At 41.9% G+C, this 20029-nt stretch carries 20 protein-coding genes; 19 read left to right on the top strand and 1 reads right to left on the bottom strand.

The annotated features are described in order from the left end of the window. Nucleotides 1–9 precede the first annotated feature (9 nt). The 18 genes from BROSI_RS02510 (at nt 10) to BROSI_RS02425 (ending at nt 17009) form a co-directional block, all read left to right on the top strand. Nucleotides 10–429 carry a DsrE/DsrF/DrsH-like family protein gene (locus BROSI_RS02510; protein ID WP_052562076.1) on the top strand — a complete coding sequence of 140 codons (420 nt, stop codon included), beginning with the start codon at nt 10–12 and terminating at the stop codon, nt 427–429. A gap of 19 nt (nt 430–448) precedes the next feature. After that, nucleotides 449–1411, top strand: a complete 963-nt coding sequence (locus BROSI_RS02505; protein ID WP_052562074.1) for a PLP-dependent cysteine synthase family protein — start codon at nt 449–451, stop codon at nt 1409–1411. A gap of 36 nt (nt 1412–1447) precedes the next feature. Next, complete coding sequence (locus BROSI_RS02500) at nt 1448–1861, top strand: M67 family metallopeptidase (protein ID WP_052562073.1); 414 nt, start codon at nt 1448–1450, stop codon at nt 1859–1861. 94 nt (nt 1862–1955) lie between these two features. Beyond that, a complete protein-coding gene (locus BROSI_RS02495; protein WP_052562070.1) occupies nt 1956–2201 on the top strand; it encodes a sulfurtransferase TusA family protein in 246 nt (81 codons plus the stop codon). A gap of 174 nt (nt 2202–2375) precedes the next feature. Continuing rightward, nucleotides 2376–2894 (top strand): QcrA and Rieske domain-containing protein, encoded by a 519-nt coding sequence (locus tag BROSI_RS02490; protein ID WP_052562067.1) that lies wholly within the window; start codon nt 2376–2378, stop codon nt 2892–2894. A gap of 46 nt (nt 2895–2940) precedes the next feature. Further along, nucleotides 2941–4698: an NAD(P)-binding protein gene (locus tag BROSI_RS02485; protein WP_052562065.1), complete on the top strand. Its 1758-nt coding sequence runs from the start codon at nt 2941–2943 to the stop codon at nt 4696–4698. 65 nt (nt 4699–4763) lie between these two features. Further along, nucleotides 4764–5534, top strand: coding sequence for a cytochrome b N-terminal domain-containing protein (locus BROSI_RS02480; protein WP_052562063.1), 771 nt, complete (start codon nt 4764–4766; stop codon nt 5532–5534). A 55-nt stretch (nt 5535–5589) separates the two neighbouring features. After that, complete coding sequence (locus BROSI_RS02475; protein ID WP_052562061.1) at nt 5590–6312, top strand: hypothetical protein; 723 nt, start codon at nt 5590–5592, stop codon at nt 6310–6312. Between the two features lie 46 nt (nt 6313–6358). After that, complete coding sequence (locus tag BROSI_RS02470) at nt 6359–7450, top strand: multiheme c-type cytochrome (RefSeq protein WP_052562059.1); 1092 nt, start codon at nt 6359–6361, stop codon at nt 7448–7450. Nucleotides 7451–7523: 73 nt separating this feature from the next. Then, the gene (locus BROSI_RS02465) at nt 7524–9266 is read left to right on the top strand and encodes a multiheme c-type cytochrome (RefSeq protein ID WP_052562057.1); all 1743 of its coding nucleotides are present in this window, start codon (nt 7524–7526) and stop codon (nt 9264–9266) included. Nucleotides 9267–9377: 111 nt separating this feature from the next. Then, a complete protein-coding gene (gene speB, locus BROSI_RS02460; RefSeq protein ID WP_052562055.1) occupies nt 9378–10319 on the top strand; it encodes an agmatinase in 942 nt (313 codons plus the stop codon). Nucleotides 10320–10352: 33 nt separating this feature from the next. Next, nucleotides 10353–11078, top strand: coding sequence for a tetratricopeptide repeat protein (locus BROSI_RS02455; RefSeq protein ID WP_052562053.1), 726 nt, complete (start codon nt 10353–10355; stop codon nt 11076–11078). Between the two features lie 135 nt (nt 11079–11213). After that, nucleotides 11214–11753, top strand: a complete 540-nt coding sequence (gene hpt, locus BROSI_RS02450) for a hypoxanthine phosphoribosyltransferase (protein WP_157842333.1) — start codon at nt 11214–11216, stop codon at nt 11751–11753. 53 nt (nt 11754–11806) lie between these two features. Next, nucleotides 11807–13171: a trypsin-like peptidase domain-containing protein gene (locus BROSI_RS02445; protein WP_052562047.1), complete on the top strand. Its 1365-nt coding sequence runs from the start codon at nt 11807–11809 to the stop codon at nt 13169–13171. 130 nt (nt 13172–13301) lie between these two features. Next, nucleotides 13302–13943, top strand: coding sequence for a Reeler domain-containing protein (locus tag BROSI_RS02440; protein WP_052562045.1), 642 nt, complete (start codon nt 13302–13304; stop codon nt 13941–13943). 4 nt (nt 13944–13947) lie between these two features. Further along, on the top strand, nt 13948–14523 hold the full coding sequence (locus BROSI_RS02435) for a hypothetical protein (RefSeq protein WP_157842332.1): 576 nt from the start codon (nt 13948–13950) through the stop codon (nt 14521–14523). Between the two features lie 30 nt (nt 14524–14553). Then, entirely contained in the window at nt 14554–15468 is a 915-nt protein-coding gene (locus BROSI_RS02430) for a formate/nitrite transporter family protein (RefSeq protein WP_052565606.1), read from the top strand. Between the two features lie 158 nt (nt 15469–15626). Next, nucleotides 15627–17009: a chloride channel protein gene (locus BROSI_RS02425; RefSeq protein WP_082058983.1), complete on the top strand. Its 1383-nt coding sequence runs from the start codon at nt 15627–15629 to the stop codon at nt 17007–17009. Between the two features lie 58 nt (nt 17010–17067). Here BROSI_RS02425 and BROSI_RS02420 read toward each other — a convergent pair whose 3' ends face one another. After that, complete coding sequence (locus BROSI_RS02420; RefSeq protein ID WP_052562039.1) at nt 17068–17250, bottom strand: hypothetical protein; 183 nt, start codon at nt 17248–17250, stop codon at nt 17068–17070. A gap of 203 nt (nt 17251–17453) precedes the next feature. Here BROSI_RS02420 and mgtA point away from each other — a divergent pair, with 203 nt between their 5' ends. Then, nucleotides 17454–19994, top strand: coding sequence for a magnesium-translocating P-type ATPase (gene mgtA, locus BROSI_RS02415; protein WP_082058982.1), 2541 nt, complete (start codon nt 17454–17456; stop codon nt 19992–19994). Nucleotides 19995–20029 lie beyond the last annotated feature (35 nt).

Genomic DNA, 20029 nt, shown 5'->3' with positions numbered 1-20029 from the left:
GATATTCAGGTGAAAGATAAAAAAAAATTCGTTATCTTTGCTCATGGCGGCACCTATGATAAACTCTATCAGATTGTTACTCTGGCTATAACAGCGGCATCAATGGGAAGAGAAACGTATATTTTTCTCTTTTTTTGGGCATTGAAAAGGTTTGTGAATGAAGAGTTTGATGTAACAAAGCTATCTGCTGAATATGGTGAAGAGGGAAAGAGGTTATCAAAACGGATGGAGGAGATCAATCCAATCTCGCTCAAAGAACTCCTCCGCGATGTAAGAGCTATGGGGAATTTAAAAGTTTATGCGTGTACAGGCGCTGTAAAATTGATGGAACTGGAAGAATCCGTTGTCAGATCACGGGTTGATGATATCCTGGGATTAACTACCCTTCTGGAAATAGCTGATGGTGCAGAAACACAGTTATTTGTATGACGAAAGATAAGGTAGCATCATGGCAACTATCGTGACAAAGGGAAAAAACGCGAAACACATATCAAAAAAGCCTTCCCATACTTCAATTTTGGATAAAGTAGGAAATACTCCCCTTTTAAGGGTTGCCAGAATTACAAAAGAATTAAAAAATAAGGATGTGGAAGTCTACGCCAAGGCAGAATGGTTTAATCCGGGCGGGTCAGTAAAGGACCGGCCAGCCTTGCGGATTATAGAAGAGGCAGAGAAATCAGGAAGACTAAAGCATGATAAAATTATCATAGACTCAACTTCCGGAAATACCGGCATTGCTTATGCCCTCATTGGCGCCTCGAAAGGATATAAAGTAACTTTGGTGATGCCTTTGAACGTTAGCGAAGAAAGAAAGAGAATTGTACGTGCCTTTGGAGCTACCATGGTGTTTACGGACCCATTGCAGGGCTCTGATGGCGCCATGTTAGAAGCGAAAAGGATGGTAAATGAAAAGCCTTCAAGGTATTTTTACGCAGATCAGTATAATAACCCCGCGAATTGGAAGGCGCATTTTGAAACAACAGGTGTGGAGATATGGGAGCAAACGGCGGGTGAAGTGAATTATTTTGTCGCATGTCTGGGTACAAGCGGTACCCTTATGGGTACGGGGCGGCGTTTGAAGGAATACAATCCTGATATTCAGGTGATAGCAGTTGAGCCGGCTACTCCAATTCACGGATTGGAAGGTATGAAACATATGGCGACTTCAATTGTCCCGGGTATTTACGATGACCATTTTCCTGATAGAAAGATAGCGGTAGAGACAGAAGAAGCTTACGAGGCTGTGAAGAGGCTTGCGGCCGAAGAGGGATTTTTTGTGGGATACTCTTCAGGCGCTGCGCTTGTTGCATCGTTGAAGATTGCGAGTGAAATTGAGAGAGGTACAATTGTTACGGTTTTTCCCGATAGGGGCGATCGTTATTTGAGTACAAGTTTTTGGGCAGGCGTGTAACTGTAAGTTTGTGAGAAAATGTGAGGAGTCAAGGTCTTGCTGCGTATCGATAATGACAAGCTCAGGGAAATAGAGGAACAGGTAAAGAAGAGTTATCCTTCTGAGTGTTGCGGATTATTAATTGGTGTGAACACATCTGAAAAAAGGGTGGTTGAAGTCCGTCACGTACAAAATAAAAATACAGAAAGAACTCATGACAGATATGAAATAGAAGGCAAAGAATTTCTAAAGATTGACAGGGAGGCAACAAAGAAAGGTCTTCAAATCATTGGCATATATCATTCTCATCCAGACCATCCTGCCATTCCGTCGGTATTCGACACGGAGCATGCGTGGTTCGGATATTCATATATGATTGCTGCCATTGAAAACGGCGCGAGGATCGAGATAAAATCATGGGTTTTTGATGAAGAAAAGAAACAATTTAAAGAAGAAGAAATACATTCATGATTGAATCGTAGTTTTATTTCACCCCAACGGGAAGACCGTTACATAAGAGAACGGCCAGGAAAAGTTACAAACAAAAGGATTTGGAGTTTTATAAATGGTAGAAGATGGAAAGATTGTTCCTGATGATCGAATTGACTTAAGAGGCGTACTTTGCCCGATTAATTTTGTAAAAACAAAGTTAAAGCTGGAAATGATGGATTCCGGTCAGATTTTAGAGGTAATATTGGATGATGGCGAGCCGATAAGAAGCGTTCCCAGGAGTGTGAAAGAAGAGGGTCATAAAATCGTAAAGGTAGAAAATATGGAAAATGCATATCGTTTGTTGATAAAAAAAACATGAAAATACAAATATATTGCATCCTTTGATAAATTATCCTTGACTTTTTTCATTGATAAATATAATATTCGCCTTTCGTAAAATGATAGAAGATGTTTTCGGTTGCAAAGTGAGAATTTGCGCTAAAAGTCCAGAAAAATAAGGGATTTGAAAGGTTTTCAAGGCAGGAGGTTGATTATGGAAATAAAGGAAAGGAACCGGAGCTATACATCAGAAAAAGAGGGGGGGATTTGGTTTAGTTTTTCTCGCAGAAATATTTTAACGTTGGCTGGTTGGGGTTTGTTTTTTGCTACAATAGGGGCGTATCTATCACAAATTTTGGGATATAAAGGTTTTTTTTATCCGAAAGTGCTTTTTGAACCTTCGCCGAGGTTTTCTGTCGGGGAGCCCAAGGCGTTTCCGGAAAATTCAGTGACAACATTAAAATCGAGGAAGATATTTGTTGTCCGTGATGGCAATAGTTTTAAAGCCATTTCTGTCGTATGTCAACACTTGGGGTGTGCAGTGGAATTCTCGAGGGAAAAGAATATCTTTGAGTGTCCATGTCACGGAAGCAAATATTATCGAAATGGTGTGAACTTTGCTGGCCCAGCTCCCAGGCCTCTTGATCATTTTGAAGTTGTTTTGGATGATAGTGGTAAATTGGTTGTAGATACAAGCAAAAAAGTACCTCTGGAAACGGAGTTAGTCGTATAATGTATAAATATTAGTTAAGGATTTTTTTAGAAAGTTAGCGTGTTTTATGAATCAAGCAACTATACCTAAAAAAGGAATAAGAGCGCTTCTTGATCTGGATTGGTTACAGCAAAATATTCGTTGCCAGCATCGATGTCCCGCCCATATGGATGTGCCTGGTTATATCCGTTTGATTAGCCAGGGTAAATATGAAGAATCCTATAAACTGATGAGAGAAACCAATCCATTTCCTGCCGTTTGTGGATATGTATGCCCCCACCCCTGTGAGTCCAAATGTAAACGTGGTGATTTTGACAGACCTGTAGCTATAGATGCATTGAAGAGATTTGTTACAGACTATATTTTTAAGAATAAGATAAGGATTTTACCTCCAAAGGTAAAGCAAAGGGAAGAAAAGGTTGCTGTGATTGGTGCCGGTCCTGCAGGTTTGACGGCTGCGAATGACCTTGCAGGGATGGGATATAAGGTAACCGTTTTTGAAAAGGAACCCCAGGTTGGTGGCATGATGATGTGGGCTATTCCATCGTACAGGTTGCCGCGTGAGCAGATAATGTTTGATGTAAGCCATATTCTGGCTAGAGGTGTTGAGATAAAGACAAATACTCCCATTGGAAGTCCAGGAAAAACGATTCCTGATTTATTCAGGGAAGGATATAAGGCAGTATTTATTGCAGTTGGCGCGCAAAAGGGAAAAATGCTTGAAATTCCTGGGGAAGAAGGTACCGAGGGCGTCATGGATTGCCTGGAATTCCTGAAAAATGTTAATGCTGGCGATACGCGAAGTCCCGGGAAAAAGGTTGCGGTGATTGGTGGTGGAAATTCCGCAATTGATGCTGTTAGAACGGCCAAGCGATTAGGCCAGGAGGCGTTTATTGTATACAGAAGAACCCGCGAAGAGATGCCCGCTTTGTCCTGGGAAATAGAAGAGGCAGAACATGAAGGCGTCCGGTTTCACTTCTTGTCGGCGCCAATCAGGGTAATTGCCGAAAATGGAAGAGTAAAGGCCCTGGAATGTATTAAAATGAGGCTTGGTAAACCTGACAGTAGCGGGAGGAGGAGGCCTGAGCCAATTCCCGGTTCTGAATTTACGATAGAAACGGATTGTATCATAACTGCTATCAGTCAGGAAGCCGACCTGAAATTTCTTGGTGAAGGTTATGGGTTAGAGGTAACCAAGTGGGGAACGATTGCCGTAAATAATGCTCTTGTGACTAATAAGGATGGTGTTTTTGCAGGAGGTGACGTAACGCTTGGTCCAAGTACAATTATTGAATGTATTGCACAAGGACATACTGCTGCAAAATCTATCGATAAATATATTAGGGGGGAGGAGATTCAAGAGCCTAAGAAAAAAGTATGGGTTACGCTTTTGGACAATGAATTCGATTTACGGGAAGAAAACTATGATGCTGTGCCCCGGCAAAAAATGGAAATGCTTCCCGTGGGGGACAGGGCTGGTACGTTTGATTTGGTAGAACTCGGTCTTAACGAAGATCAGGCAAAGATAGAGGCATTGCGATGTCTGAAGTGCGACCTGAGCATCAATGTGGAGACAAACGAATGTATCCTTTGCGGCCGTTGCAGTATGGTGTGTCCTGTAGGTGCGCTGAAACAGGTGGATGTAAATGATGAAGGCAAGGAGTATCGCCCCTTTGTTAGTAAAGATGGTATCGTCATAAAATACACCGATGTGTGTATTCGGTGTGGGAATTGTAAGGATTGTCCCGTGAGCGTGATAACTTTAAAGCGTGTGCTTTGGAAGCCTAATGAAGAAATAAATACAACATTAGAAAGGGAGGAATAGGAGGATAATTTTTAATATGGGGGGAGGAAATAGTAAAAAAGGAAAACGGAGAAAGGAAAGTTCAAATGAAACTAATTCCTGAATTAATAAAGAAAATTACAGACAATGAAATTTGGAGATCTGTATTTCGCCACGGTTACACAGATACCCCGAGGAACAGGGCTCTTCAGATTATAAGCAACGTATGGTTGCACTTGCACCCGGCAAAAGTTAGGGAGCATGGTACGAAGATCCGTTTTACCTGGTGTATGGGGGGGATTACGTTTTTTATATTCCTCTTTGAGACAATAACAGGAATTCTGTTAATGTTTTATTATGTTCCCGATGTGAACAGGGCATATGCAGATATTGTGGATTTGATGTATGTGGTGCCATTTGGTAGATTTTTAAGAAATTCCCATCGTTGGGGCGCACATGCCATGGTTATTACGGTAAGCATACATATGTTTAGGGTGTTTTTAACAGGTTCGTATAAACCGCCCAGGCAGTTTAATTGGGTAGTCGGAGTGTTCTTGTTGGTTCTCACATTTTTATTGAGTTTTACAGGGTATTTGTTGCCCTGGGATCAGCTTGGGTATTGGGCTATCACGGTTGGCACGAATATGGCCCGTGCGACGCCATTTTTAGGCCATGAGGGGCCATTTTCGTATATTTTAGGAATGAAGCCTGATAATGATATACGTTTTGCTTTATTAGGTGGAACGTTGATTGAAGCTCCTGCCTTATTGCGTGCATATGTGTGGCATTGTATTGGAATACCAGTGGTGGCTTCAGCTTTAATGATGGTTCATTTCTGGAGAGTACGTAAAGACGGTGGTATCTCAGGCCCTTTGTAATGTTTGGAAGAGTTTTGTCATAATTCATTAGAAGATATTTCTGAGGAGTGGTTCCATGGAAGTTAGGCAGGAAAAAAAAGGATTAGTCGAATTTAAAGACGACAAGGTGTTTGCATGGCCCACCCTGGTTGCTAAGGAATTTTTAGCTGCTATTTTTGTTACGGTAGGGCTGCTTTTTTATTCGTATTTTGTGGACGCGCCTTTGAGAGAATTATCAAATCCTGGACAAGCAGAGAATCCGGCAAAGGCTCCCTGGTACTTCCTCGGTTTACAGGAAGTGCTGGTTTATTTTGACCCATGGTATGCCGGTGTTGTGCTTCCAAGCATAATCATTCTGGGTCTGATCCTTATTCCGTATTTGGATAATAATCCAAAAGGAAATGGCTATTATACGTTTAAAGAGAGAAAATTTGCTGTAACAACATTTGTTTTTGGGTATATTTTCTGGTATATCCTGATATACATTGGTACAGCGTTGAGGGGACCATTTTGGTCCTTTTTTTGGCCTTGGGAACAATGGACGCATGATTTTCCCACGCCCCCTCCACTACATGATTTGCCATTGCCTTTAGGTATTATTCTCTTGGGTGGTTTTTATTTCGCAGGATTGACACTTCCAGCACTTGTAAAAAGAGATTTTTTTCTGAAACTAGGGGTTATTCGCTATTCTCTTACGATGGGGTTGCTTCTGACCATGGTTGGAACAGTGATTAAAATGTTTTTTAGACTGGCGTTCAACGTGAAATACATTATTGCAACGCCTTGGATTAACATATAAATTCTCTTATGAGAGCTGAAATGGATATTTCCAGAACGGGTGAAATATGAGCGTACAAAGATTTATCTTTTTTGTTTTAAGTGCCTTGTTTTTTTTAGCCACAGTTATGTGGTTTAAGGATGAATTTAGTCCAAAGTGGATGGAGCATCAGAAGAAGTTTTACGAAGAACAAGTGGAGAAGGTTGAGAGGGATGTTGCTGCTGCCACCTCTGCAAAAGAAAAAGATCTGCTGGAAAAGCGTCTGGCATCGTTAAAGAGACCTGTGTATGAAATCAAACAAATACTCTTAAAAGGCGAGTACAGCTGGGATAAGCAACAAAACGGGGATAAGGTAGATAGGTGTATGACCTGTCACATTGATGAAGAAAAGCTGAAGGTTGCCCATCCTGGCATAAAGGAATTCCCCTTTGATATTTATGGGTGTACTGTATGTCACGGTGGCATTGGACGGGCTTTAAGTGAGGAAATGGCGCATGAGGGAATGTATTATCACAAGAGGCAAATGGAGCTCAGGATAACTAATGCTGAAACAATGTTTGACTTTTGGAGTGAACTTGCCACATTGACGCCTGAAGAAAGTGACCCGAATCAAAGGATAGAGATGGGGGATTTCAAAAAGTACAGCATCACAGGTGATAAGGCAATATATGTTGGCAGCCAAAAGTGCCTCAAGTGCCACACAGGTTTAACTTCTCCTCACGTCGAACGATGGCAGAGAATCAAGTTCAAGACATTTGAATATGTAAAAAATGCCCCTGACTATATTGCCGGTAACGAGGAGTATAGGAAGACATGTCTGAAATGTCATACGACAGGTTATGACGAGACCACCGGAAAATATTCCGAAGAAGGAGTTACCTGTGAGGCATGTCATGGTGCGGGAGAAGTGTTTAGTTATTTTATGGAGGTAGGGAAGGCTCCGGAAGGACAAAAAATAGCTAAAGTGGGGACGTTTGGAACACCGTATAATGTGTGTGGGCCCTGTCATCATACAAGGAATCATGAGATGCGGTTGAAGTTTTTCCAGGAGAGGGGTGGCTCTGATGAATGGTTTTTCCCACAGCATACAACTCCGTATAAAACAGGTTTTTCGGGAAAAGGCGAGTCTGTATCAAAGCCTTTGCCAAAAATTCAATGAAGAAAAATGGAATTTTATCAGAAAATTATGTTATTAAAAAACAATTGCTGGTTTTGTGGGGAGGAGGCATAAAATGAAGCTGTTGAAATTGGGCGCGATTTTATTCGTTGCCCCTTTAATGTGGAGTTTGCATGCCGGGAGCATACAGGCACAGTCTGAAGCAGAGTTAAAAGAGATGCAAAAGAAGGCTACCAAATATTATGACATTCTGTATCCAAACGATACGCTAAAAGACTGGTTTACAAACAATGTCGGATTAGAAAAAGGTGCTGGTCCATGGCAAAACATATATAAGCCAGTACCATTGCAGATGTATTGGTTTCCGGTAAGACATTACGTAAAGCCGGATGGGACATATTATGATCAGTTGCTGGAAAAATACAAACCCACCGATTGTGTAGAATGCCATAAAGAAGTGACTCCAGGGTTTGTGCATGATTGGGAGGATTCTACCCACGCTAAACCGAGAAAAAATCCACGGCTTGCAGAAAAAACTCAACAAATTGAAAAGCTGATCGGCAGAGAGCTTAAGGAGGTCACCTGTAGTGACTGTCATGGGAAAGATCATAAAGAATTGCGTATGCCTACACCGGATGTCTGCGGAGAATGTCATCCGCAGCAGGTGACTGAATTCATGAGTGAAGCTGAGCGTGGTCGTCCTAATCACATCGAAGGTCTTCCCGCAAATGTGATCCCTCCTTGGTATCCAGAGATGTTCCGCAGAGGCTATCCAACGGCACAGTTTGGCTGCGATCTTTGCCATGCCACAGACCGATGCAATATTTGTCACACAAGACACAAGTTTGCAGCGTCAGAGGGCAGAAGGCCCGAGGCCTGTATGAGTTGTCACATGGGTTTTGACCACCCTGATGCGGAATCTTATGGTGAATCGAAGATGGGTTATATTTATCATATGGAAGGGGAACACTGGGACTGGGAAAAACCGCTGGCAGAAATAGTTCCGGGAAAAGATTACAGAACCCCAACTTGCCAGTTCTGCCATATGGATCAGGGGAACGGGAAATTTGCCCACAATCCTGTTACTAAAGGTGTATGGAGGATGGGAACGGTTCCACCGAAAGGAATCGATTACAAGTCATCGTTAAAAGATTATCCTCACGGTATTAATCTCCCGCCTCTGAATTACTCTCTCGATATATATTCTCCGGAAAACAAACAGAGATCTGAACAATGGGTGGCCGTGTGCAGCAAATGTCATAGTCCCCGTTTTGCGAGGTTGTATCGTGAGAACCTGAATGATTTTATGTTCGAAATGTGGAGATTACAGGACAGGGCACAGTCCATACTGGATGATATTGTAGCAAATGATGCCTTTGAAGTACCAATTAAAGAGAGGGATATTTTCCCCCTTGGCGATATACTTGCCGATGCGCTTGGTCCAGGCTTGCTGGGAGAAGCCGTCTATAAGGCATTTAAGACAAAGGCTGGAAAAGTACCGGTTATTGGGCCTATTCTCGGGTTGCATGGATTGTTTGCGACTGGAAGAAATAACCCATCAGAGATCGAAATTACTTATGCCGATATGTGGTTTGGTGACAAAGCACACGCATATAAAGGTGTTGCTCATGGTCAGCAGGATATTGCATGGTGGTATGGCGCTGCTAAGGTATACCAGAAGATTAACATATTGGAGAGTCAAGCCATAGCGCTAAAGCATGGAAAGGAGCTTCATAATCTCTTAGAAGCAAAGGGAAGGAAAAGTGTTGCTGGTATCGTAGGAAGTATTGTGGGTGTCGTAGCGGTGCTCATGTTTGGCGCTGCCCTGTGGAAGAAGAAACGTGAGACCCGCCAGTAGTAGAAAATGTGTTCTGTTTTAATGTATTAAATCAAAAAAGGCATCTTTTAAAAGATGCCTTTTTTGTTTCATAAATAAGTATGAATCTTAAGATGAGCGCTGGAGAAATGTATGTTAAATGATATCAGAGAATACGTCTTGAGCTCGTTGCAGTTTGGAGCATTTTCTTACGATTTTAAAAATGAAAGTGACGCCTACAAGGGCTCCAAAGTTGTGATTATCGGAGCTCCTTTTGATGGAACAGCTACCTATCAATCAGGAACCAAAATGGGTCCCAACGCGATATTAAATGCATCAGTCAACGTAGAACCTTACGACGAAGAATTAGGCGAAATCTATACTTTGGGAATTTTCACAGCCGGAACACTCAAGATCGAAGAAATACATACAGACCCAAAGAAGGTAATTGATACACTGTATTGCGTTAGCAAGGGTATTGTAAGGGACGATAAATTTCTTATAACATTAGGTGGTGAACATTCTGTATCACAAGGGGCAATAAAAGCCTATAAAGAAAAATACAAGAAGCTATCCGTACTCCAATTGGATGCCCATCTTGATTTAATGGAACAATTTGGCGGGACCAAATATAGTCATGCAAGTGTATCAAGGAGGGTAGTTGATGACTTAAAATGCAAGGTGACCAGTTTTGGTGTGCGGGTTGTGTCAAAGGAAGAGCTGGAATTCGTAAAAAGAAAAAAAAATTCCATATCGGTATTTTATGCAAAAGATATCTATGATAATGATGATTGGCACAATCAGGCCATTGAAACCTTAGAGGATTACGTGTATATTACGTTAGATGTTGACGGATTAGATGTTTCTATTATGCCTGCTACTGGCACACCTGTGCCGGGTGGCCTGGGGTGGTATCAAACGATAGACTTTTTACGTAAAGTATATAAGGCACGGAAAGTAGTTGGATTGGATGTGGTAGAATTGAAACCTAATCCGGGGAACGAGGCCCCAAATTTTCTTGCGGCAAATCTTGTGTACAAGAATATCGGATTTTACAAGAGGTATACTTTATTAGACCAGCATCATATCTTATAGATTAATTTTAGATAAAAACTAAGGAATAAATCCATGTTAGGACGAAACATAATTACAAGAGACATAAGGTTGATGCTTTTCTTGATACTTTGCATTGTGGTCGGTTGTGATAATAAGGCAGATTCTTATAATAAAAAAGGGATTTCTTTGTATAACCGGGGGAAGTACACTGAAGCAATCGAGGAATTTAAAAAGGCATTGGAACTGAACCCCAAACATTATGACGCCCATTTCCATTTAGGAATTGTTTATTATGCAAAGGGCATGATTGATGAGTCGATAACCGAACTCAAAAAGGCAATTGATGCGGCGCCTGATGAGCCAAAAGCGCATTATAATATTGCTTTTGCTTATGTGGCCAAAGAGAATATTGAAGAAGCGCTCTCTGAGTATCAGAAAGCGATTAACCTGTTTGCAGCAAGAAAGGATAAAAAAGAGGCAGAGGGATATTTGTATATGGCCGTTGCTTATAGTTTGGTCGAAAAACAGGAAGAGGCATTTGCGGCGTGCAGGAAGGCAATAGAGATTAACCCGGAATTGGAAGATGCACATTATTTTTTAGGAGTTTGTTATTACAAAAAAAATATGATTGATGAGGCTATTGAAAAGTTTAAAAAAGTTATTCAGTTGAATCCAAAATCTGAAAAGGCGCATAATCTTCTGTTTACCATTTACAATAAAATCGGAAAGGTTGAAGAGGCTATCGAAGAAGACCGCATATTGAAACAGATTGCAAAGGAGCGAATGGAACAACGATAAACTTTCCTAAAGACAATGGCAAAGAATATGACTTGAGATTGCATAAACAGACTCGTGCTGAGAAGCCTATCATCCCAGCAAACAGCGCCGGGGAGTCAAATGTAAACAGATAAATGAAAATGGAGGATGGCGGACGTGGAAAAAGATATTGCAAAAATAGTGATCAGCGAAGGGCAGATTCGGAATCGGCTCATTGAATTATCGAAGACGTTGATTCATGATTATAAAGACAAGGAATGGACAATTATTGCAATACTGAATGGGAGTCTCGTGTTTCTTGCTGATTTGATTCGGCTGATTCCCTTTCCTCTCAGATTGGACACCATTGATGCTGCTACGTATGGTGAGTCGACTTTTCCACAGGGAGAAACCAAGGTCATACGTCAGTTTAAAATCGATATAGAAGAGAAACATGTGTTGGTTGTCGATGATATTGTTGACACAGGAAGCACCTTGAGCAGGGTGCTCGAAGATATCAAAAAATACAACCCCATGACTCTTAAGAGCTGTGTCCTTTTGAATCGGGTAAGCAGGCGGAGATATAGTGTTCGTCCCGAATATTGCGCTTTTGATATTGGAGATGACTATGTTGTTGGTTACGGGCTGGACTACAACAACAAATATCGAAATTTGCCATTTATAGCCGTGCTTAAAGATGAATGCTACCGTCGCTAAGGCTTTATTCCTAAATACAGCATATCCTTAACTAAAAAAGAGGTAGATATTCTTTGAAGGCTATTTTTGTCCATTTAAAAGGAAGTCATCGGGGAAATACCGAAGTTTTTGCCTCTAAACAGATATCTATTGGCACCGATGCTTCAGCCGACCTTCATTTTGATCCACTGATCGATGGAAACACATCCAGCCGTCACGCCGAGATACAGTTAAAAGAGTGTGATTATGTACTTAGAGATAAAGGGAGCACGAAAGGGACACTGGTAAATAATAGACCGGTTAACGAAATTGCGCTCAAAGACGGCGATTTGATCGAGTTTGGCGCTGGCGGCCCCAAAGTACGATTTCGGGTCAAAACAGATGAATCGGAGGTATGTAAACCCTGGACGGAGATGATCGAAGACTCGTTGGGTATGGCGCGAACATCTCAAAGGGGGCGGATTACTACAGCTACGGCATTCTTTCGTCAACTTCTGTGGGAGGCATTTACCCAGTCGTCTCATACCTTTAAAGTGGGGGCTTCTCTTGTTCTTTTTCTTATATGTAGTGGTCTTATAGCATATTTTTATATACAATTCGTTATGTTGTCAAAAACTGCAGAAAAGGTGCGGCTTCTCGAAATTGAAAGATCCGTTGCTGAGAATATAATTAAGGCATACAGTGGTGGGGTTTGTCTGATCCAGGGGACCTTTTATTTCTTCGATGAAGAAACGGGTGAACCGCTCATGATGATGGGTGGAGGACAGCGGGGTATCCATGAATATACAGGTACGGGATTCCTGGTTGGCGCGGATGGCCTGATCCTGACCAACCGTCACATTGCCGAGCCATGGTGGGAAATGGAGATGTCTCCTTATATCCATAGAGAACCCACAATTAAACCCCGGTTTGAAGTATTTCGGGCGTTTTTCCCAGGGATCAAAGAACCGTTTGCTTTAAAGGTAGAGAAGATTTCTGATGAGGCAGATGTGGCGCTGCTTCGAATAGATATGCGTGGCGCTAAAATTCCTATCCTTGAATTGGATGTCACAGGCAGGGGGGCGGTAGTCGGCGAACCTATGATATTGTTGGGTTATCCAGCCGGTGTTAATGCCATTTTTGCAAAGACCGACCCGGAGATTGTAAAACAACTTTTTAATTTGCCTTTCATTCCGTTGGTACAGGAACTGTCAAATTGGGGGTTAATAAGACCTCTTACGACACAGGGACACTTAAGCGACATTATGCATAACAGGATTGTATACGATGCTCAAACAACTGCCGGCGGCAGTGGAGGCCCTATTTTTAATAATAAGGGGAAGGTAATTGGGATTAGTTATGGAATCTTTCCGGGCTTTCGGGGTTCTAACTTTGGCGTTCCGATAAGTTATGGTGTAGATCTGGTTAAGGTAACGTCGATGAGGAAAAAGGATAAATGAGAAACACCATTTTTTAAAATGGTATCTTTGATTTTTGATTTCTCCAGGCTTAACTACATTCGTAGTTTTCAAACTCTGATTCGTCTACGTACAGAAGAGAAAAAATAAAGGTTTGGGTAAAGAGAGGTTTATGAAAAATAGAGTAAAGGGGATTTATTATATAATTCTATGCATGTTTGTATCTGGTATGCTTTGCAACTCATTACGTGCACACTCTGACGGCGCACCCTTGAGCTGTCTCGGTAGTGGGTTCGACAAATATAGTTGGCGGTTTGCTGCTCCCGGTACGTTTACCTGCGGCAATTTAGGATGTCATTACCAATATCCCATTAATTCGGGAAAGGGCAAGTTTACACTATTTGTGCTTGATAAGTGTGAACCCGGGGAGATAGTGGATATCCTGGTGTCATTTAAGCAGACGGATACGGATTTTCATGGTTTTCAAATTACGGCACAGGATAGTTATTACGGTAATCGTTTGGTAGGTACCTTCATCAATGTTGGAGATGATGAAGATACACAGGTAGAAGCTGGTGGACGTTTTGCGACTCATACAAAAAAGGGGACGAGCCAGAAATTTTGGCATGTAAAATGGCAGGCGCCCCCGGCAGATTTTTTTGTGGCCAACCCTGTACGGTTTTATGCGATGGGAGTCGAGTCCAATAATGATGACACTCCGATGGGTGATTATATTTACAAGGCAACAAGGCTCATTGTTGTGGAGCCGAAAAAGGTGAAAAAGGAACAAGTCCATGTCCTTAAAAAGGAGTGATTCTATGAAATTAAAAAAATTTTTTTTAGGATTCATGTTTATTCTCAGTGTATCTCACATAGCAAATGCCTCCCAGCTTGATTTTTCATGGAATGCGCCGAAAACGTATGTTCATAACAAAGGAACTGCCGGAGAGGTTACCTATATCATATGGTTCTACAATCTCGGAAATACCATAGAAAAACCTATATTGGTACCCATCGAAGTGTTGTTGACGACAGATACCGGAGAGAAATATCCGGATGCTTATTACCCAGAAATTATGGAGCACGTTGCAAAGTTAGATGAGGATTATAAAGAAGGTAAGAAATATCAGTATGCCGCTGTTGCAAAGGGAGAGTTGGCTCCCAAGACAACAAAGCATTGTGTGGCCATGTTTGAAGACGTTGATCCTCAGGCAAAGCGTCTGGATATCTTTGTAACGGGTATATCCCATTTCTTTTTCTGGCGGTGGAGGATGGTGGATTATTCCTACAAGATTACCTACGAAAAAGAACAAGACTACTGGAAATTGATTGAACATGGGATGACCAAGGATACATCGCATCGTTCTTATGAATTTGAAACGAGGGGTTGGTGATTAAGTTGATAAATTTTAATAGTGATAAAAATGGCAGAAAATGAGGTTCCAAAACTTATTGGGATAGTAGTTACAGATGCCTATTCACCCCCACAAATCGCTTCCCGAATTGACAAGGTGGCATTAGCAAAGGCGAGATTAAGTCTTTCCCAGACCTTTATGCTTAGCATTCTGGCTGGAGCTTATCTTGGTCTCGGAGCACAATTTGCCACTTTAGTAATAAGTGATTCTACCCTGCACATTGGACTTACCTCTCTTATCGAAGGTGTCGTATATTCTCTTGGGTTCATATTGGCTGTCGTCGGTGGCGCTGAAGTATTTACGGGTAACTGCTTAATAATTATGGGGTATGTGAGTAAAAGGATCACAACGCGTGAATTGCTCAATAACTGGATCATCTCATATACTGGTAATTTCATAGGTAGCCTTACAATGGTCTGCTGGATGTACAAATCGCAGCAGTGGGAATTTTTCCACCACATGGTTGGAGCAAAGGCCTTGCTTATTGCTCATAAAAAGGTCAACCTGCCTTTTATGGCTGCCTTTGCCAGAGGGGTTCTTTGCAATGCGTTAATATGCCTCGCGGTCTGGTTGTGCTTTAGCGGTAGGAGTGTAGCAGACAAGGTTATTTCTATCATATTTCCCATAGGCGGTTTTGTTGCCAGTGGGTTTGAACAATGCGTTTCTAACATGTATTTTATTCCGATAGGAATCGTATTACGGAAAAACGAAGCAATAATCGCAGCATCAGAAAAAATGGCTGGAAGACCATTAGACCTTTCTCAGCTTACCTGGAAGGGATTTTTTATACACAATCTTATACCCGTTACCTTAGGAAATATTGTAGGTGGAGTTATTCTGGTGGGTATAATTTTCTGGTTTGTTTACCTACGACCGCATATTAATCTGTCATTGAGTGTAAAACGGGATTTTTGGCGTGAATAAAAAAGCTGTTAGTATATTCTAAGGCCGCAATAAATATCTTTCATTAATGGATGCTATGTTTTGTCACGCTATTGCCATCGTAAGTTTGCTACCCCAAATAGGATAACGACATATAAATTTGGAAATAATCTTTTATAAAGTGGAATGACATATAATTTATGAAAAGAAGATTAGCAGAAGAGACAGTTATCTTTATCAGTGTTCTTAAATGGGTTATTCTGGCCACAATCATTGGAGCGATTGTTGGTTTGTCAACAACAGCTTTTCTAAAGGCATTAAGCTGGGGTGAAGAATTTAGCGGCAGATATTCACAATATTTTTTCCATAACGATTCATATTTTTTCTTTTTACTGCCCATAGCATTATTTGTAAGCGTAGTAATGACAAAATATTTAGCTCCAGACGCAGAAGGACATGGAACAGATAAGATCATTGAAGCAATTCATAAACGCTCGGGCAAGATAAAAGCGATCGTTGTTCCTGTAAAGCTTGTTGCTACGATAATAACCCTGGTTACTGGTGGTTCTGCAGGGAAAGAGGGGCCATGCGCTCAAATAGGAGCCGGGCTTTCATCTGTTTTTGCAAGCCTGCTCAGGGTTGATGATCATGACCGTAAAAAGCTGGTAATATGTGGTATCAGCGCTGGATTCGCTTCTGTTTTCGGTACCCCAATAGCAGGCGCTATTTTTGGACTTGAAGTGCTATTTGTGGGAAGTATATTGTATGATGTCCTTTTGCCATCCTTTGTTGCAGGAATTACTGGCTATCGGGTGGCCTGGCTACTTGGCAGTAAACATTTTCACCGCAACCTAAATTTTGTTCCTAGTTTCAACGAGTATCTCTTTTTGCAGGTAATTCTTGCCGGAATTTTCTTCGGTTTGTGTTCCTTTTTGCTTATAGAAGTATTAAGGTCGGGGGAGAAATTATCTAAGAAAATACAGATATGGAAACCATTAAAGGGTCTCATCGGCGGTTCTGTCCTCATTATTTTAACTCTTGTATTCTCAGATAGATATCTTGGGCTTGGGGGTGACACCATTAGGGCTTCTTTGCTAGGCCGAAGTGTTCCATGGAATGCCTTCTTACTAAAAATTGTTTTTACCTGTATAACACTAAGCTTTGGAGGGAGCGGAGGGATTGTAACACCGATATTTTTTATTGGAGCAACTTCCGGAAGCTTCTTTGCAGATTTGTTGGGAGCGGACAAGGCCACTTTTTCTGCACTTGGCTTAGTGAGCCTTCTGGCTGGGGCTGCTAACACACCTATTGCAGCAAGTATTATGGCTTTAGAATTGTTTGGTCCGAAGTTGGGACCTTACGCTACCATAGCATGCATTGTTAGTTTCCTTATGACTGGACATAGAAGTGTCTACCCATCTCAGATGATCGATTTTAGGAAATCTTCATCTATTCACCTGGAAGGGGGGGGAGAGATTGAAGATGTAAAGGCGCATGTTAAACCGAGAAGTAAAAGTTTGTTAGGGATAGGTCTGAGGATTCGTAGTATAATTAATAATATATTCAAAAAAAGCAAGGGGTAGCAGCTTTTCATTGTCATTTGGGTACTGCATAGACAATATATTTTTTGAATGCTATGAGTTATCCTGCCTTTTCTGCAAGGTCAATGGTAATGACATTTGCAGATGCTTCAACGGGAGAACCATTTCTCCCAAAGCAAGTTCCCAGCGTTAAAGACCACCAAACGGGCATAAGGGTTGAATACTGGATAATTGATTTAAAATCTGTTCCGGCAAGCAACACTTGTGCTGCATTAGTTACCATTTATAAGCGAAATCATGCCTTCAGAAAGCTTCGAAACTAACCCTGCTTTAACGATACCGCTTACAATGATGAACAGACCAATAAAGAAAAGGGTATTGTCCATTTCAGTTCTCTCACCACATGGTGTGGGTCTTCTTTTTGATAGAGGAATCATTGGGAAGGCCAACCCAAATCAATGATAAAAGCAAATTTTTCATAAATTTATGGGTCGACCAGATACAACTTTACAATATTGGTGTCTTCCAGTTGATAAAGTATTAAAAGCTTTAGGAAGCAGTTATAAGGGTCTCAGTGTATCAGTTGCAGCGGAACGACTGAAAAATTATGGTCTTAATACAATTAACGGTCGTCATCGAGTCAAGTTTTTATGGCTATTTTTGAATCGATTCATCAATCCGCTCGTTCTCATTTTAATATGTGCAGCAGCTATCGCTATGGTGCTGCATGATTGGCTGGATGCAACGATTGTACTTGCCATTATTTTTATCAGTAATGTATTAAGCTTCCTGCAGGAACGCCATGCTTCAAACGCTGTTGAAAAGCTCCGCAGGCGGGTGTCTGCAAAAACAGCAGTAATACGTGATGGTCAAAAGCAAATTGTCCCCAGCGAAGATATTGTTCCGGGTGATATTGTCCAGCTTACTGCTGGTAGCCTGGTTCCGGCAGATGGAATTTTGCTTGAAGCAAAGGATTTTTTCGTTTCACAGGCAATATTAACAGGTGAGACGTTTCCCGTTGAAAAGCAATCCGGTCCCGTATCGAAAGATGCAAGCCTTGCAGAACGAAACAACTGCGTGTTCATGGGTACGACGGTCCGCAGCGGTACGGCAACTGCCCTGGCCGTACACACTGCACGTGATACGGTTTATGGTCAGATATCAAAAAAACTTGTGCTAGATCGACCGGAAACCGAGTTTGAGCGTGGACTCAAACATTTTGGTGGTTTGCTTATTAAAATCATGATCATAGTAGTAGTTGTTGTCCTGACGATGAGTATAGTGCTGCGTCATCCTATGTTCGAGATGCTTCTCTTCGCCATGGCCCTGGCAGTTGCTTTGTCACCGGAGTTACTCCCTGCAATTTTTACTATTACGCTAGCACGTGGCGCTAAAGATATGGCTAAACGAGGTGTGATCGTAAAACGTTTGAATGCCATAGAGAATCTGGGAAGTATGGATGTACTCTGTACAGACAAGACTGGTACATTAACCGAGGGGGTAGTGCGGTTGGACGATACCCTGGATTTTAAAGGGTCTTCTTCAGATACCGTATTACATCTGGCCTATCTAAACTCCCGTTTGCAGACTGGACTTGATAATCCTTTGGATTCAGCTGTTATTCGACGTGCTGAGGCTGACGGTATGAACGTTTTGGACTACCATAAGCTCGATGAGATACCCTATGACTTCGTTCGGAAACGGCTGAGTATAGTGGTTTGCAAAGGGCAGGACTCTCAGCCTTTATTAATCACGAAAGGTGCATTGCAGAACATATTGGAAGTATGCACCCGTGTTCAAAACGGTAATAACGTCGAATTGCTGGATGATGACGCTCGTTCTCATATTTTTCATCAGTTTTCTGATTGGAGTCAACAGGGTTACCGCGTCCTAGGTATTGCACAAAAGCGTTTACAGCCAAAAGAAGCGTACGGGCGTGCCGATGAGCAAACGATGGTGTTTATGGGTTTTCTTCGGTTCTTCGACCCACCTGAGCCTGGAGTGCGACAGACATTGGACGGTCTGCGTCGTTTAGGGGTGGATCTTAAAATTATTACTGGCGATAATCGCCTTGTTGCGCGTCATGTGGCAGAATCGGTTGGTCTGAATGTCGATCGCATAGTGACAGGGAAGGAATTGTCTACAATGAAGGATGAAGCCCTGTGGCATCTGGCGCTCCAGGTGACGTTGTTTGCCGAAGTAGACCCTAATCAGAAGGAACGCATTATACTTGCTTTGCAGAAAATGGGACATGTAGTGGGATATCTGGGGGATGGTATCAATGACGCACCCGCATTATATGCTGCAGATGTTGGTATCTCGGTTGACAGGGCCGTTGACGTAGCCAAAGAGTCAGCGGATTTCGTGCTGCTTGAGCATGATCTTGAGGTGCTTCGCCAGGGTATTGATGAGGGCAGACGAACATTCGCCAATACACTAAAATACATATTCATCACTACCAGCGCCAATTTTGGCAATATGATCAGTATGGCGCTGGCTTCTCTGGTTTTACCTTTTTTGCCACTTTTGGCAAAACAAATTTTGCTGAATAATTTCTTGTCTGACGTTCCGGCATTGGGTATAGCCGGTGACAATGTGGATCGTGAGTGGGAAAGCACTCCACATCGGTGGAATATCCGGATGATTCGCAATTTTATGATTACTTTTGGCCTAGTAAGCAGTGTCTTTGATTTCCTCACGTTCTGGGCATTGCTACATTTCGTTGGTAAAGTGCCTGAGTTGTTCCGAACAGGATGGTTTGTTGAGTCGCTCCTTACCGAGTTATTGGTTACCCTGGTTGTGCGCACGTATAAGCCATTCTATAAAAGCCGTCCAGGACGCTTTCTTTTTTATGCAACGCTGGTAGTCATGATTATTACTATCTTATTGCCCTTTCTGCCAGTTGGTGCCGTTTTTGGGTTCGTAGCATTACCGGTAAAAGTAATGATGATGCTTATCGGAATCACTGTGCTCTACGTGATTGTTTCAGAAATGATGAAACGCATATTTTATCGATATATTGGCTGATATGGTTTCTTTTACACCACAATCAAACGACAAAC

The organism is Candidatus Brocadia sinica JPN1, assembly GCF_000949635.1.
GTDB lineage: Bacteria > Planctomycetota > Brocadiia > Brocadiales > Brocadiaceae > Brocadia > Brocadia sinica.
The sequence above is the reverse complement of the archived record's forward strand: the minus strand, read 5'-3'. Positions and strand labels throughout refer to the sequence as shown.